General features: G+C 63.0%; 12 protein-coding genes. 9 read left to right on the forward strand and 3 right to left on the reverse strand.

Annotated elements, in window-relative coordinates; all coding sequences use genetic code 11:
• Positions 1–40: 40 nt before the first annotated feature.
• Entirely contained in the window at positions 41–508 is a 468-nt protein-coding gene (ptsN, locus tag ACO06O_RS17405; protein WP_421882614.1) for a PTS IIA-like nitrogen regulatory protein PtsN, read from the forward strand.
• An 18-nt stretch (positions 509–526) separates the two neighbouring features.
• On the opposite strand, the gene ACO06O_RS17410 is transcribed toward ptsN, so the two are convergent.
• The 3 genes from ACO06O_RS17410 to ACO06O_RS17420 all read right to left on the reverse strand — a co-directional run bounded on the left by ACO06O_RS17410 (position 527) and on the right by ACO06O_RS17420 (position 4,757).
• Positions 527–1,798, reverse strand: coding sequence for a diguanylate cyclase (locus ACO06O_RS17410; protein ID WP_421882617.1), 1,272 nt, complete (start codon positions 1,796–1,798; stop codon positions 527–529).
• A gap of 74 nt (positions 1,799–1,872) precedes the next feature.
• Entirely contained in the window at positions 1,873–3,033 is a 1,161-nt protein-coding gene (locus ACO06O_RS17415; protein WP_421882619.1) for a GNAT family N-acetyltransferase, read from the reverse strand.
• Between the two features lie 47 nt (positions 3,034–3,080).
• Complete coding sequence (locus ACO06O_RS17420) at positions 3,081–4,757, reverse strand: diguanylate cyclase domain-containing protein (protein WP_421882622.1); 1,677 nt, start codon at positions 4,755–4,757, stop codon at positions 3,081–3,083.
• A gap of 173 nt (positions 4,758–4,930) precedes the next feature.
• Here ACO06O_RS17420 and ACO06O_RS17425 point away from each other — a divergent pair, with 173 nt between their 5' ends.
• The 8 genes from ACO06O_RS17425 (at position 4,931) to acs (ending at position 15,464) form a co-directional block, all read left to right on the forward strand.
• A complete protein-coding gene (locus ACO06O_RS17425) occupies positions 4,931–6,538 on the forward strand; it encodes a phytoene desaturase family protein (protein ID WP_421882625.1) in 1,608 nt (535 codons plus the stop codon).
• Positions 6,535–7,761, forward strand: a complete 1,227-nt coding sequence (locus ACO06O_RS17430; protein WP_421882627.1) for a multidrug effflux MFS transporter — start codon at positions 6,535–6,537, stop codon at positions 7,759–7,761. Before ACO06O_RS17425 ends, ACO06O_RS17430 begins: the two co-directional genes overlap by 4 nt.
• A 193-nt stretch (positions 7,762–7,954) precedes the next feature.
• Complete coding sequence (gene dctP / locus ACO06O_RS17435) at positions 7,955–9,097, forward strand: TRAP transporter substrate-binding protein DctP (RefSeq protein WP_421882630.1); 1,143 nt, start codon at positions 7,955–7,957, stop codon at positions 9,095–9,097.
• Positions 9,098–9,214: 117 nt separating this feature from the next.
• Complete coding sequence (locus ACO06O_RS17440; protein ID WP_421882633.1) at positions 9,215–10,333, forward strand: TRAP transporter small permease subunit; 1,119 nt, start codon at positions 9,215–9,217, stop codon at positions 10,331–10,333.
• 3 nt (positions 10,334–10,336) lie between these two features.
• Positions 10,337–11,689 (forward strand): TRAP transporter large permease, encoded by a 1,353-nt coding sequence (locus ACO06O_RS17445; RefSeq protein ID WP_421882636.1) that lies wholly within the window; start codon positions 10,337–10,339, stop codon positions 11,687–11,689.
• Positions 11,690–11,798: 109 nt separating this feature from the next.
• Positions 11,799–12,467: a glutathione S-transferase family protein gene (locus ACO06O_RS17450; RefSeq protein ID WP_421882639.1), complete on the forward strand. Its 669-nt coding sequence runs from the start codon at positions 11,799–11,801 to the stop codon at positions 12,465–12,467.
• Between the two features lie 26 nt (positions 12,468–12,493).
• Positions 12,494–13,255 carry a 3-hydroxyacyl-CoA dehydrogenase gene (locus ACO06O_RS17455; protein ID WP_421882642.1) on the forward strand — a complete coding sequence of 254 codons (762 nt, stop codon included), beginning with the start codon at positions 12,494–12,496 and terminating at the stop codon, positions 13,253–13,255.
• 265 nt (positions 13,256–13,520) lie between these two features.
• Positions 13,521–15,464, forward strand: coding sequence for an acetate--CoA ligase (acs, locus tag ACO06O_RS17460; RefSeq protein ID WP_421882646.1), 1,944 nt, complete (start codon positions 13,521–13,523; stop codon positions 15,462–15,464).
• Positions 15,465–15,525: the final 61 nt, after the last annotated feature.

Here is a 15,525-nt window from a genome sequence, read left to right on the forward strand (position 1 = left end):
CGCCGGGCGCGAACGAGACTCGAAGAAAGAGTGATACGTAATGGAATTGTGCGATCTTTTGACGTCCGACTCGGTGATCGAAAAGCTTGCCGTCACCTCCAAGAAGCAGGCGCTTCAGGAAGTGGCGCGGCGTGGCGCGCTGATCACCGGCATGGACGAACGTGCGATTTTCGACACCTTGCTGGAGCGTGAACGCCTGGGCACGACCGGGGTCGGGAACGGGATCGCCATTCCCCATGGCAAGCTGCCGGGGCTGGAACGCCCCTATGGCATCTTCGCCCGTCTGGCGCGGCCGATCGATTTCGACGCGATCGACGATCAGCCCGTCGACATCGTCTTCGCGCTGCTGGCCCCGACCGATGCGGGCGCCGACCATCTGAAAGCGCTGGCGCGGGTCTCCCGCCTGTTCCGGGATCGCGAAATGTGCGAGAAACTGCGCGGCTCCGACCGGGCGGACGCGCTTTACGGCCTGCTGACCGAGCCGACGGCGACCAGCCACGCCGCCTAGGCGCCGGCCGACGCCTCGTTAACTTGCCTGCATGACCTGATTGCGGCCATTCCGCTTGGCGCCGTACAGCGCCTTGTCCGCGGCCTCGGTCAGTGCCTCGACCCCGTCATTGACCGGGAAAGTGGCCACGCCGCAGGACAGGGTCACCCGGAATGGACCGATATGGCTGGGCTGCTCGATCTCCGAGAAGCCTTCGCGGATGTCGTTCAACACCCGTGTCGCGTTGGACAGCGGCGTTTCCGGTAAGGCGACGACGAATTCCTCCCCGCCGTAACGGCCGATAATATCGGTCGTGCGCAGCCGCTGCTTCAAGAGAAGCGACAGCGAGCGCAGAACCTGGTCGCCGACCGGGTGGCCGTAGGTATCGTTGACGCCCTTGAACATGTCGATGTCCAGCATGGCAAAGGCGAGATCCTGGCCGCGCCGCCGGGCGCCGGCCAGTGCGATCGATACCTGTTCCTTGGTCGCCGTATGGTTCAGCAGGCCGGTCAGGCTGTCCCGCAGCATCATCGCGCGCAGCGACCGGAAGCGCCGCGCCCGCAGCAGAACCGCGCCCAGAAGATGGTCCGGCCGGATCGGCTTGGTCAGGAAGTCGTCGCCACCGATGCGCATGACGCGCTGCTGCACATCGCGGTCGCCCTCACCCGACAGGAAGACGATCGGGATCGAATCATAGGCCGGCTCCTGCCGGATCGCCGCCGCCAGTTCGCGGCCGTCATAATCCGGCATGTAGAAATCCATCAGGATCAATTCCGGCCGGAATTCCGTCATGACATTCAGCGTCTCGGACGCGTCGGGCACGATCACCGTCGTGATGTTTGCCTGATGCAGGATCGCTTCGTGATACCGGGCGATCTGCGGATCGTCGTCGACGATCATCACGCGATAAGGCTGATCCTGATTGAGACCGCCGAGAGATTCCAACCGGTCGACAATGTCGAACGCGCTGTAGGGGGCCGTGATATAGGCCGTCGCGCCGCACCGGATCGCATTGACCCTGGCATTCAGCGATCCCTGATCGGTCAGGAATATGATCGCCGTTTCCGGGATTTCTTCACAGAGTTCGGTCAGGGCCTTACGCCGTTCAGCGTCGATCTCGGGCGCGCGTGTCCGAACCAGAAGGAAGGGCGCATCGGTTTCCCGCACCGTCGCGATCAGGTCGGAGGCCGCCGCGACATGGGTCACCGCGTAACCGAAAGGCGCCAATTGCAGGTCGAGTGTCCGGGATTCATCGCCGCAATCGTCGAAAATGACGATGCCGGTCGGCATTTTGGCAATCGAATCCGTCAACGTCCTGGCCCCAACCTCACAGTTATCGGTTTTTTTAGCGCGCCCGGAACGGGGCGACAATAAGGGAACCGCGCCTAATTCCGGCGATAGGGTGACATTTCGGCGAGGGCGTCACGCAGGCTCGCCTCATGGTCGCGCTCCCCCACCAGAAACCGCGCGATGGCATCCCGGAAGGCCGGATCGGGGATCAAATGCGCGGAATATGTCGTCACCGGCAGATAACCGCGTTGGATCTTGTGTTCGCCCTGGGTTCCGGCTTCGACCCGGGCCAGACCGCGCGCGATCGCAAAGTCGATCGCCATGTAATAGCACAGTTCGAAATGCAGAAACTTGTAGTCCGCGACGCAGCCCCAGTTCCGGCCGTAAAGAGCATCCCCGCCGATCAGGTTCAGCGCCCCGGCGATGGGCCGGCCTTGCCCGTCGAAGGCCAGCATCAGTGCCACTCGGTCCCGCATCCGCGCATGCAGCAGATCGAAGAAGTCCCGCGTCAGATAGGGCCCGCCCCATTTCCGGTCATAGGTGTCGGTATAGAAGTCATAGAACGCGTCCCAAAGGTCCGGCGTGATCGCGTCTCCGGTCAGGGCCTTGGTCGTCAGCCCGGCGTCGATCACCGCGCGGCGTTCCTTGCGGACGGCCTTGCGCTTACGCGACGCCAGGGCGGAGAGAAAATCGTCGAAACAGGCATAGCCGTCATTGCGCCAATGGAACTGGTGGCCGTGGCGGACCAAGAACCCCGCCTGTTCCAGGGCGCGGGCCTGTGGTTCTTCCAGGAAATTGACATGCAGGCTGGATACGCCGTGCCGCTCGGTCATTTGCGCCATCGCGCTGATCAGATACTGCGCGGCGGTGGACGGGTCCGGCGTCCCGGCTGTCAGCAGGCGTGGCCCCGGGACCGGCGTGAAGGGCACGGCGGACAGAAGTTTCGGATAGTATTGGCCCCCTGCATTCTCATAGGCATGGGCCCAGCCGTAATCGAAAATGTATTCGCCCTGGGAATGGCCTTTCAGGTAAAGCGGCATCGCCGCGACCAGTCTTTCCGCCCCGTCCCGCACCAAGAGGTGTTGCGGCAGCCAACCGGTTTCGGCGCGCACCGACCCGCTTTCTTCCAAACTGGACAGAAAGGCGTGAGACAGGAAGGGATTGTCGGGACCGGCGCACGCGTCCCATTCCGCAGCGGAAACATCCGCCAGGGACGCGCAGACTTCGACTATCGCAGTATGTTCGCCGTCCGGCATCCCGATCCTCGCCTTTCCGTTCCAACTTGTCCCGCCACCTCGCAGTTTCAAGAGGCAGAGCGGCGGCTTTCATTGGAAGGCATGAATTTGCCCCGGTCGTGGACATCTTCCGCGAAGGCATAACCGCTCTTACCCGCTTCCTTGGCGGCGTAGAGCGCGCTGTCGGCCCGTTCGAACAGTTCGGCGACGGTGTCAGCGTCGGCCGGCAGGAAGCCGACACCGACACTGCAACCGATCGAGACTGTACGGCCGTCCGCATCGAACGGAACCATCATCGCGCGGACGATCCGATCGGCGATTACCCCTGCCGCGCTGCGCGCCGCATCGTCATCGACCAGGACGACCATGACGAACTCATCGCCACCCAGCCGCGCCGCAATTTCGCCACCGCGCCGGATATCCGTCAAACGTCCGGCGACGCCCTTCAGCACCAAGTCGCCTGCCGCATGACCCAGGGTGTCGTTGACCGGTTTGAAATCGTCCAGGTCGATATAGAGCAGCGCGACCTGTTTGTGCTCCCGTTTCGCGCGGGGAACCGCGGTTTCGAAATAGCTTTCCAACGCCATCCGATTGGGCAGCCCCGTCAGTTGATCGTGCAGCGCCGCCATCGACATGCTGTCCAACGCCTTTTCGGTATGCCGCAACCCGTCGATCAGCCGGTTGAGCGCATCGGACAGGGCGGCAATTTCGCTCGGCCCTCGAAAATGCGGGATCTCCATCGCACTGCCCTGTCGGATGCGCTCCGCCGCCGCCCCGATCTCGGCCAGAGGCCGGGTCAGCAGGCCGATGCCCAACCAGCCAAGAGCCGCCGCGACCAGCGCCAGGCCAATCCCCCAGACCGCGACCTGGCGACCCAAGGATTCGATCGGCGCGAAGGCGGCGGCCGTCGATTGCCGGGTCAGCACGGTCCAGCCAAATCCCTCGAAATCCTGATGGCCGTTCGCCGCCGCATATCCGGTGACATAGGTTTCGCCGTCCGGCCAAACTTCTTGCGTCCAGCCAATGCCGCCGGTTTCCCGCGCCGCGCGGATCGCCGTGAGATCCAAGTGAGTGCCGATCTCCATCGCGTCGTCGGCCAGCAGCACCGTGTCGTCCTTGGCGACGATGTAAATCGCGACCTCCGACCGCTGGGCAGCGTTCTGCAGCAGGGATCTGCGGACGTCCTTGGCCCAGGCCCAACTCAAATGCGTTGCCAGAACCCCGGTCGCGACACCGTCCGCATCCCGCAAGGGATAGGCGATATCGACGAATTTCATCGGCTCGCCGGTCGGATTCGGCAGCAGGGATGCCAGCAGGACCGCGTCATGAACGTCGCCGATGAAACGGTTCTGTATGCCTTCCTGGAAGACCGGGCGCTGGGCGATGTTCACGCCCTCGAGAACGCCACCGGATGCGACCAGAACCGTGCCATCCGACGACAGCAGTCCGATCCAGGAGAAAGTCGGGATCGCCTCCTGCAAGGCGTCGATCAGCTTCCGGGCGCGCTCCGGATCGTCCGGCGTGCTCAGATCGTCGATGACCGTCAGGGTGCGGACCTCGCTGGAGCGGGTCCACATGTCACGGTCCAGCTTGTCCGCCATCTGGAACGCGAGCTCCGCCAAGCCGTCGCCAATGTCGGTTTCCAGCCTTTCCGCCGCCAGATGCGTGACCATCGCGCCGACCGCCAGACTGACGGCAAGAATCGCGACGGCCAACGCCATGGCCGTCTGAAGACGCAAGCTCATCAATTCCGGGACCCGAAGGCCCCTCCCCTTTTTTTGCCCATCTAAATTTTAGCATGGGTGGCGCCGCCTTGTCTCCCGGAAGGTCGGGGCGTATTGGTCTACACGCTTTCGCGCCGGGTGGTTTTGTGTTTATTTGACCAATCGCTCAAAATAATTTGCCAGGGGTAAACGGAATGTCTGTGGAATCGACGGATGCGATCGTGATTGGCGCGGGCCATAACGGCCTGACCTGCGCGGGTTACCTGGCGCGCGCCGGGCTGAAGGTGACGGTGCTGGAACGGCGCGACGTGATCGGCGGCGCGGCCCTGACGGAGGAATTCCATCCCGGCTTCCGCAACTCCGTTTTCTCCTATCTGGTCAGTCTGCTGGACCGGGCGGTCATCCAGGATCTGGATCTCTACAAACACGGCCTGACCCTGCTGGAACGGCCCGGCGGCAGCCTGTCGATCCTGGACGGAGACCACATGTATCTGCCGCGCGATCTGAACGGCGCGCAGCAGGCCCTGGCCCGGTTCTCCAAGGCGGATGCCGAGGCCTATGGCGCGTTCGAGGACGTGCTGGAATCGCTGGGCGATGCGATCCGCGCGATCGCCAGCGAAGTGCCGCCCAATCTCGGCGGCGGACTGGGTGATCTGTGGAAGCTGTTGGGACAAGCCAATGTCCTGCGCAAACTGTCGGCCGAGCGGCAGGCCGATCTGGCGGAACTGATGACCATGTCCGTCGGCGATTATCTGGATCGCTGGTTCGAAAGCGACCCGATCAAGGGCCTGTACGGATTCGAAGGTGTGATCGGTAATTTCGTTGATCCCTATGCTCAGGGATCCGCCTATGTCCTGTTGCACCATGTCTTCGGACAGGTCGACGGCCGTACCGGCGCCTGGGCCTATGCCAAGGGCGGGATGGGGGCGATCACCCAGGCCATGGCGAACAGTTGCCGCGCGAAGGGTGTCGACATCCGCACCGATGCCGGCGTGAAAGAGGTGATTGTCGAGAACGGCAAGGCCGCGGGTGTCGTGCTGGAGGACGGTTCGGTCCTGAAGGCGAAGATCGTCTCGGCCAATGTCCATCCGCAGATCCTGTTCGGCCAATTGATCGACCCCGCCCTGGCCCCGGAACGGTTCGCCAAGCGGATCGACGGCTGGCGCAGCGAAAGCGCCACCTTCCGCATGAATGTCGCGCTGAGCGAGCTGCCGCGCTTCGACAGCGTCGATCACGACGAGGCGGGCCTGACCGCCATGAAGAACACGATCGATATCTGCCCGTCGCTGGATTATATCCGCGACGCCTATGACGACGCCAAGCGGGACGGTTGGGCCAAAGGGCCGATCGTGTCGATGTGCATCCCGACCCTGATGGACGACAGCCTGGCGCCCGAGGGTTGTCATGTCATGAGCCTGTTCTGCCAGCATTTCCGCCGCCACCTGCCGGACGGCCAATCCTGGGACGATGTGCGCGAGGATGTGGCGGATCACATCGTCGACACGGTCGCGCGGTACAGCCCGAATTTCCGCCAGGCCATCGTCGGCCGGCAGATCAACAGCCCGCTGGACATCGAGCGCAAATTGAATATGGTCGGCGGCGATATTTTCCACGGTGCGTTGCACCTGGACCAAATCTTCTCCCTGCGCCCGGCCCCCGGGCATGCCGACCATAGAATGCCGGTACACGGCGTCTATCTGTGCGGATCCGGCGCCCATCCGGGCGGCGGCGTCAGCGGCATTCCGGGTCGAAACGCGGCACGGGAGATCCTGAAAGACGTGAAGAGGAGACGGGTCGCGTGACCGATACCAGCGCCACCGCCGGGCGACAGAGCCTTCCCGAGTTCATTGCCCTTGTGGCGCTGTTGATTTCCATGGTCGCCCTGACCATCGATGCCATGCTGCCGGCCCTGCCGGCCATCGGCCGCGATCTGGCCGTTCTGCGGGCCAATGACACACAATTGGTCGTGTCCCTGTTCTTCCTGGGATTCGCCGTCGGACAATTGATCTACGGTCCGCTGTCGGACTCGCTTGGCCGGAAAGGCGTAATTCTGGCCGGGCTTGCCTTGTTCGGCGCGGGCTGCGTCCTGTCGATGACGGCGACCGATTACACCGTGATGCTGATCGGCCGGGTGCTGCAGGGATTGGGGGTCGCCGCGCCGCGCATCGTCACCCTGGCCATCGTGCGCGACCGTTATGCCGGGCGCGGCATGGCCCGGATCATGTCCTTCGTCATGGCGGTTTTCATCGTCGTGCCCGCCCTGGCACCCAGCCTGGGGCAAGGCATCGAACATCTGGCCGACTGGCGGGCGATCTTCTTCAGTCTGATCGCACTGGGTCTTATCGGTGGATTGTGGATGCACGTCCGGCTGGAGGAGACGCTGCCGCGCGAGAACCGAGCGCCCTTGTCGGCCGGCCGGGTCTGGTCGGCCGTGGTCGAGACCCTGAAGACCCGTGTCGCGGCCGGTTATACCATTGCAGGCGGTTTCATCTTCGGGGCCTTCGTCGGCTATCTCAGCACCGCGCAGCAGGTGTTCCAGACGGTCTATGGCGTCGGCGACGATTTCCCGATCTATTTCGCGGTCCTGGCCCTGTCGATCGGTGCCTCGTCGTTCCTCAACGCGCGGCTGGTGATGCGACTGGGCATGCGGTTCCTGTCTTTCCTCGCGGTCTTCGCCATGTCGGCCCTGTCGGCCGGTTTCGCCCTCGCGGCCTACTTCCTGGACGGCGGCCTGCCCTTCCTCGGCTTCATGGCCTGGGGGGTGCTCAGCTTCTTCTGGGTCGGGTTGCTGTTCGGCAATCTGAACGCGCTGGCCATGGAACCGTTGGGCCATATCGCGGGCACCGCCGCATCGGTCATCGGCGCCGGCAGCACGCTGCTGTCCATGGTGTTCGGTGTCGCCGTCGGTCAGGCTTTCGACGGGTCCGCTGTGCCGCTGATCGCGGGATTCGCGGTTCTGGGCCTGGGATGTGGCGTAACCATGCTGATCACCAATCGTGGGTGGCATGGCGCTGATTCCGCATAACATTCTGTAACCGCGTACAAAACCCAATCTCTGTATATTTTCCGCAGCGCGGAATTAATTCCGGCTGATGGATTCTCATTGCCATTGGTAAGACCAATTGTAATAATTCTAATTCTTGGGTCGCGTGCTACGGACCGCAAAAAAAGACGGTTCGACTCACGGCCTTCCACGGGAGTTAGGAGGAAACCGTCCCATGGCAGACACGAAGCAACCGAAGCCGGGCATCGACCGGCGCAATTTCTTTAAAACAGCCGCCATCACCGGGGCCGCATTCGTCGGCGCCGGCGCGACGGCGGGCGGGCTGGCCAAGCCCTGGATCCGCACCGCCGCGGCGGCCGGCACCAACTGGAAAATCCAGACGTCCTGGCCGGGCGGCGTCGGCCTGCAGATCTTCAAGGATTGGTGCGGCAGCATCGCCGAGAAGACCGGCGGCGAACTGTCCCTGGAACCGTTCGGCGCGAAGGATGTCGTCGGCGATTTTCAGCTTTTCGACGCGGTGAAGAACGGCGTGTTGCAGGCGATGAACCCGTTCACGCTCTATTGGGCGGGCCGGATTCCGGCCTCGGTGTTCCTGAGTTCCTATCCGTTGGGCCTGCGCAATCCGCATGAATGGGATGTCTTCTATTACAGCCTGGGCGGACTGGAGAAGGCGCGCGCGCTGTTCGCGGAACAGGGCATGCATTATGTCGGTCCGATCCATCACGGCCCGAACATCATCCATTCGAAAGTGCCGATTCAGTCGATCGACGACTTCCGGGGCCGCAAGATGCGCCTGCCCGGCGGCATGGTCGCGGAAGTGTTCCAGGCGGCCGGCGCCAAGACGACGCTTCTGCCCGGATCGGAGATCTTCCCGGCGCTGGAAAAGGGCACGATCGACGTGGCGGACTATGTCGGCCCCGCGATCAACTATGCGCTCGGCTTCCACCAGGTCACCAAATACATCTCCATGGGCCCGCCGGGCTTCATGTCGCTGTATCAGCCGGTCGACTTGATGGATCTGACCGTCGGCATGGATGCCTGGAACGCCCTGTCGCCGCAGATGAAGCAATTCGTCGAAATGGAAGTCCACGTCTATTCCGACATGCATCACGCGGCGATCCAGAAGGCCGATCAGGAAGCCTGGAAGAAGTTCGACGAAGCCGGGACCATCGTGACGCGGCTTGGAGAATCCGATGTCGAGAAGTTCACCGAACTGGCGATCCCGCGCTGGTACGCCTGGGCGAACAAGGACAAGCACGCGGCCGAGATCTTCAAGATCCAGCTCGACTACATGATGTCGGGCAGCCTCGGCTATGTGACGCCGGGCATGGTCAAGGATCAGAAGCTCGACCTCTAGTCGGCTCCCCTGTCGGTAGTTCCCTGTACCGGCGGTCCTGGGGGCGCGCGTCCGAAAGGAAGCGCGCCCCGCAGGCACCGTATCCTATTCGCTTATCGACGGTTCGGAGTGACATGAATGCCTGATTTGGAATTCGTACTGCCGCACTGGCTGTACTGGGCGGGGCTTGTCGCCTTCCCGCTCATTGCCATGGCCCTGGTCAAGCGCGCCTCGGCCAAGGGCGGCACCAACCAGACCAATGTCGGCGTCGGCTATCTCTGCCTGATCACGGGCGGGTTCGTCGGCATGCACCGGCACTACCTGAAAAGCGTGCTGGGCTTTCTCTATCTCATCCCCTTCATCGGCATCCTGGTCTGCAACACGTCGGGCCGGGACGCGCGCATCGTCCTGTCGCAGGTCAAGAACGACATCCTGTCCTATGAATTCGAGGTAAAGCATTTCGGCAAACGCGTCGCCGACGGGTATGACGATCAGGACAAGCTGACCGCCGCGCAAACCGCGCTGGAAACCGCCCAAACATCGGTGACCGAGGCGCAGGAAACCGTGGTCTTCTATAACGACCTTGCCGGCTGGCTGGCGATCGCCATTGCCGTGGGCCTGTTGATCGACGCGATCCTGCTGCCCCGGATGGTCGCCCGATACCGCGCAACCGAACCGGTGCGGGCCGACGACCCGCCGGTCGACGACAATCGGATCGATCTGTCCGGCAAGCCGTCCTGGTACCGTCCGATCGCGCATCTGAGCCGCCTGAGCGGTGAATTCGTGGCCTATTGGTGCGTCATCGCGGTCTTCGTCTACTACTACGAAGTCCTGGCGCGCTATGTCTTCAATTCGCCGACGAACTGGGCCCATGAAAGCATGTTCCTGATGTTCGGCATGCAGTATCTGATCTGCGGCGCCCATGCCTATCTGACCGACAGCCATGTGCGGGTCGATGTGTTCTATGCCCGGTTCAGCCGCCGCAAGAAGGCGCTGGCCGATATCGCGACCTCGTTCTTCTTCTTCGTCTTCGCCGGGACCCTGCTGATCACCGGCTGGATCTTCGCGATGGACGCGATGCGACAGATGTCGGGCCCGTCCACAAGCTGGGAGGTCAGCTTCACCGAATGGGCGATCCAGTACTGGCCGGTCAAGCTGGCCATGGTTCTGGGCGCGCTGCTGCTGGTCCTGCAGGGTCTGGCGAAACTGGGCGAGGATATCGCGATCGCGGTCCAGCCAGATGTGAAGGAGGGCTGATCCATGGGCCTCGATATCCCGATTGAATGGCTCACCCTCCTGATGTTCGGCAGCCTCTTGGTGCTGCTGATGGCGGGTCTGCCGCTCGCCTTCGTCACCGGGGGGCTGGCCTGCGTCTTCCTGTTCCTGGTCGGCGACAGTGCCAAGATCCTGAACATCGTGCCGTCCCGCATATTCCCGCTGATGACCGATTATCAGCTCTCCGCCATACCCCTGTTCATCTTCATGGCGGCGATACTGGAAAGGGCGGGCATCATTCAGGACATGTTCGACGTCATCTATAAGCTGCTGGGCGGTCTGCGCGGCGGTCTGGCGTCGGCGACGATCCTGGCCTCCACCATCCTGGCCGCCATGGTCGGCGTGATCGGTGCCGCGGTCGTGACGATGGGCATCATCGCCCTGCCGTCGATGCTGAAACGCCAATACGATCCCAAGATCGCCATGGGCGCGATCATGGCCGGGGGCACGTTGGGCATCCTGATCCCGCCGTCGATCCTGGCGATCATCTATGCCGTCGTTGCGGAACAGTCGGTCGGGGAGCTGTTCATCGGCTCCGTCATTCCGGGCCTGCTGCTGTCGGGCATGTATATCGCCTATGTCTCGATCCGGTGTGCCCTGGACCCGAAGAAGGGCCCGGCCATCCCGATCGAGGAACGCATTTCGGTCCGGCAGAAGTTCGCGCTGATGCGCGAGATGCTGGCCCCGACCGTCCTGATCCTTCTGGTTCTGGGCGTCATCTTCACCGGGGTCGCGACACCGGTGGAGGCAGCGGGGATCGGTACGTTCGGCGCCTTCATGGTGGCGGCCCTGCATCGCCGGCTGAGCTGGATCACGGTGCGCGAGGCGTGCGTCACCACGATCAAGGCCTCGTCCATGGTGCTGTGGATCATCTTCGGCGCCACGGTCTTCGTCGGCCTCTATGTCTTCGAAGGCGGTCAGACCTTCGTGCAGGAGGCGATCGACGCCACCGGCCTGGGCGATTGGGGTGTCCTGATCCTGATGATGTTCATCCTGGTCATTCTGGGCATGTTCCTGGACTGGGTGGGCATCCTGTTGCTGTGCGTTCCGATCTTCATCCCGATCATCAAGACCATGACTTTCGGCGGCCATGTGGCGCCGGAGGAAATCATGGTCTGGTTCGGGGTCCTGTATCTCGTGAACATGCAGATGTCGTTCCTGTCCCCACCATTCGGCTATGCGCTGTTCTACCTTCGGGGTGTGGCGCCGCCGGAAATTCCAATGAGCGACATCTTCAAGTCAGCCCTGCCCTTTCTGGCGCTCCAGATCCTGGGCCTGGTGCTGTGCATGACGTTCCCCGGTCTGATCACCTGGTTGCCGAGACTGGTCTACGGTTGATCCGCCGCACGGAACGAAACCTCAGAAAGCATCCCTGGGCGGGTCGGGAAACCGGCCCGCCGCTTTGTTCGTTGCCGCACTGCAAGATCGGCGCTATATGCGAAGCGTCATGATGCTTCTCTACCACCTCTGGCTTTCCCCGCATTGCCGCAAGGTCCGGCTGATGCTGGGCGAAAAGCAGCTGTCCTTCGAGACACGGATCCAGAAGACCTGGGATCGCGACGAGGCCTTTCTTGCCGTCAATCCGACGGGCGAGGTGCCGGTGCTGGTCGACGAGGACGGCAACCGGGTCTGCGGGTCGCAGCCGATCTGCGAATATCTGGACGAGATGTATGGCGATCAGCCGCTGATCGGCACCGGCGCCGTGATGCGCGCCGAGGTGCGCCGCCTGATCGAGTGGTTCGACAACAAGTTCCACGAAGAGGTCGGCGTCAATCTGGTCGAAGAAAAGATCATGAAGCGGTTCCTCGGCCTGGGTGAGCCCAGCTCGTCCGCCGTGCGCGCCGGGGGCCGGAACATTCACACGCATCTGGGCTATATCGGCTGGCTGGCGGAACGCCGGACCTGGCTGGCGGGGGACGAATTGACCCTGGCCGACCTGACGGCCGCGGCCCATTTGTCCTGCGTCGACTATGTCGGCGACGTGCCCTGGGACGATCATCCGGAGGCCAAGGATTGGTACGCGCGCATCAAGTCGCGCCCGTCCTTCCGGCCGATCCTGGGCGATCACATTCCCGGCGCGCCGCCGCCGAAACATTACGCGGATCTGGATTTCTGACCGCGAAGGCTTAAGGGAGCGAAACCATGAACATCGACGGAATGCCCGCCATCGTGACCGGCGCTGCGTCGGGTCTGGGCGAAGGCACGGCCCGCGCGCTGGCCGCCAAGGGCGCGAAAGTCACCTTGCTGGACATGAACGGCGACCGGTTGGAGCAGGTGGCGGCGGAAATCGGCGGCCTGCCGATCCTGTGCGACGTCACCGACGCGACCGATGCCGAAGTCGCCGTCGCGAAGGCGCATGAAACCCATGGCGCCTGCGCCATCGCGGTGAATTGTGCCGGAATCGCCCCCGCTGCCAAGATCGTCGGCCGCGACGGCCCGATGGACCTGGACGCCTTCCGCCGGGTGATCGAGGTCAATCTGATCGGCACCTTCAACATGCTGCGCCTGACCGCCGCCGACATGGCGACACGGGAGCCGAACGAGGACGGCGAGCGCGGCGTCATCGTAAACACGGCGTCCATCGCCGCTTTCGAAGGCCAGATCGGCCAGGCGGCCTATGCCGCGTCGAAGGGCGGCGTGGTCGGCCTGACCCTGCCGGCGGCGCGGGAATTCGCGCGTACCGGTGTGCGCGTCAATGCCATCGCGCCGGGCCTGTTCGGGACGCCGATGCTGCTGGGCATGCCGCAGGAAGTCCAAGACAGCCTGACCTCGACCCTGCCCTTCCCGCAGCGTTTCGGGAAACCGGAAGAATACGCCGCACTGGTCGTCCACATGGCCGAGAACACGGTCATGAACGGCGAATGCGTCCGCTTGGACAGCGCGCTGCGCATGCAGCCGCGTTAACGTCCCCGAGACGCGCGAACCCTATTTCGTTATCAGATTGACGACCAGCATCAGCTCGGAACCGGTCAGAAAACGCCGTTCGATGGCCGGTGCTGCAGGGATGGTGACCGGGCCCCGTTTTCATGCGACCATCCGCGCAGTTGCGTACCGCGCGGGCCATTGCGATGGTTTGTGGCGCTAGAACGCGGAAAGACGGGTGTTTCAAGCCCGCGCTGGTCAATTCGAGCCCCTGGAATGGGGTGGTCTGAACGAGGGGAAACGCATAATGCAGTCCGAAGTTTTTCCGGTCCCATCCGACGCCGCCGAGCGCGCGCTGATCGACAATTCCAAGTATCTGGAAATGTACGAACAATCCGTGAAAGACCCTGACGCGTTCTGGGGCGAACACGGGAAACGGATCGACTGGATCAAGCCCTACACCAAGGTCAAGAACGTCGATTTCGACATCCCGAACGTCTCGATCAAATGGTACGAGGACGGCACGCTCAATGCCTCCTACAACTGTATCGACCGGCATCTTGAGACGCGCGGCGACCAGACCGCGATCATCTGGGAAGGCGACGATCCCAAGGACGATGCAAAGATCACCTACCGTCAGCTGCACGAGCATGTCTGCCGGCTGTCCAACGCGCTGAAGGATCAGGGCGTCAAGAAGGGTGATCGGGTCTGCATCTATATGCCGATGATCCCCGAAGCCGCCTATGCCATGCTGGCCTGTGCCCGGATCGGCGCCGTGCATTCCATCGTCTTCGGCGGTTTCTCCCCCGATGCGCTGGCCGGCCGTATCCAGGACAGCGACTGCGTCGCGGTCATTACCGCCGACGAGGGCCTGCGCGGCGGCCGCAAGGTGCCGCTGAAGGCCAATACCGACAAGGCGCTGGCCAATTGCCCCTCCGTCAAATCCTGCATCGTCGTGAAGCGCACGGGCGGGGACATCGGCTGGGTCGACGGCCGCGACGTCTGGTATCACGACGTCACCGCCGCCGCCGCGCCGGATTGCGCGCCGGAGGAGATGAATGCGGAAGACCCGCTGTTCATCCTTTATACGTCGGGATCGACCGGCAAGCCGAAGGGTGTCCTGCACACGACCGGCGGCTATATGGTCTATGCCTCGATGACGCATGAATACGTCTTCGACTATCACGACGGCGATATCTACTGGTGCACGGCGGATGTCGGCTGGGTCACCGGCCACAGCTATATCGTCTATGGTCCGCTGGCCAACGGGGCGATCTCGCTGATGTTCGAAGGGGTGCCGAACTACCCGGACAGCTCCCGCTTCTGGCAGGTCTGCGACAAGCACAAGGTGAACACCTTCTATACCGCGCCGACCGCCATCCGCGCGCTAATGCGCGAAGGCAACGGACCGGTCGAGAAATGCTCGCTGGACAGCCTCCGCCTGCTGGGCTCGGTCGGCGAACCGATCAACCCGGAAGCCTGGATGTGGTATCACGAAGTCGTCGGCAAGAAGCGCTGCCCGATCGTCGATACCTGGTGGCAGACGGAAACCGGCGGCATCCTGATCACCCCGCTGCCGGGCGCGATCGACCTGAAGCCTGGATCGGCGACCAAGCCCTTCTTCGGTGTCCAGCCGCAGATCGTCGACAATGACGGTCATCCCCAGGAAGGCGCGACGGAAGGAAATCTGTGCATCGTCGAAAGCTGGCCCGGTCAGATGCGCACGGTCTATGGCGACCATGAGCGCTTCATGCAGACCTACTTCTCGACCTACAAGGGCAAGTATTTCACCGGCGACGGCTGCCGCCGCGACGAAGACGGTTATTACTGGATCACCGGCCGCGTCGACGACGTGATCAACGTGTCCGGCCACCGTATGGGCACGGCCGAGGTAGAAAGCTCCCTGGTCGGTCATGCCAAGGTCGCCGAGGCGGCGGTCGTGGGTGCGCCGCATGACGTGAAGGGCCAGGGCATCTATGCCTATGTCACCCTGAATGTCGGGGAAGAGCCGACGGACGAGCTCAAGAAGGAGCTGGTCCAGTGGGTTCGCAAGGATATCGGCCCGATCGCCAGACCGGACTGGCTGCAATGGGCGCCGGGCCTGCCGAAGACCCGGTCCGGCAAGATCATGCGCCGTATCTTGCGCAAGATCGCGGAGGACGATTTCTCCAATCTGGGCGATACGTCGACCCTGGCCGATCCGGGCGTCGTCGACGACCTGATCGACAACCGGCAGAACAAGAAGAAATAATCGCCTCCCATTTTGCGAAGGCGACGGGAAAGGGGCTGCTTCGGCAGCCCCTTTCTTTTGT

The sequence above is a fragment of the Pacificispira sp. genome (genome assembly GCF_965228185.1).
Taxonomy (GTDB): domain Bacteria; phylum Pseudomonadota; class Alphaproteobacteria; order UBA8366; family Aestuariispiraceae; genus Pacificispira.

Bases quoted from the DNA above. Each gene is read 5' to 3' on its own strand.
- ptsN (WP_421882614.1), top strand. From the start codon at position 41: ATGGAATTGTGCGATCTTTTGACGTCCGACTCGGTGATCGAAAAGCTT.
- ACO06O_RS17415 (WP_421882619.1), bottom strand. From the start codon at position 3,033: ATGCCGGACGGCGAACATACTGCGATAGTCGAAGTCTGCGCGTCCCTG.
- ACO06O_RS17420 (WP_421882622.1), bottom strand. From the start codon at position 4,757: ATGAGCTTGCGTCTTCAGACGGCCATGGCGTTGGCCGTCGCGATTCTT.
- ACO06O_RS17425 (WP_421882625.1), top strand. From the start codon at position 4,931: ATGTCTGTGGAATCGACGGATGCGATCGTGATTGGCGCGGGCCATAAC.
- dctP (WP_421882630.1), top strand. From the start codon at position 7,955: ATGGCAGACACGAAGCAACCGAAGCCGGGCATCGACCGGCGCAATTTC.
- ACO06O_RS17440 (WP_421882633.1), top strand. From the start codon at position 9,215: ATGCCTGATTTGGAATTCGTACTGCCGCACTGGCTGTACTGGGCGGGG.
- ACO06O_RS17445 (WP_421882636.1), top strand. From the start codon at position 10,337: ATGGGCCTCGATATCCCGATTGAATGGCTCACCCTCCTGATGTTCGGC.
- ACO06O_RS17450 (WP_421882639.1), top strand. From the start codon at position 11,799: ATGATGCTTCTCTACCACCTCTGGCTTTCCCCGCATTGCCGCAAGGTC.
- ACO06O_RS17455 (WP_421882642.1), top strand. From the start codon at position 12,494: ATGAACATCGACGGAATGCCCGCCATCGTGACCGGCGCTGCGTCGGGT.
- acs (WP_421882646.1), top strand. From the start codon at position 13,521: ATGCAGTCCGAAGTTTTTCCGGTCCCATCCGACGCCGCCGAGCGCGCG.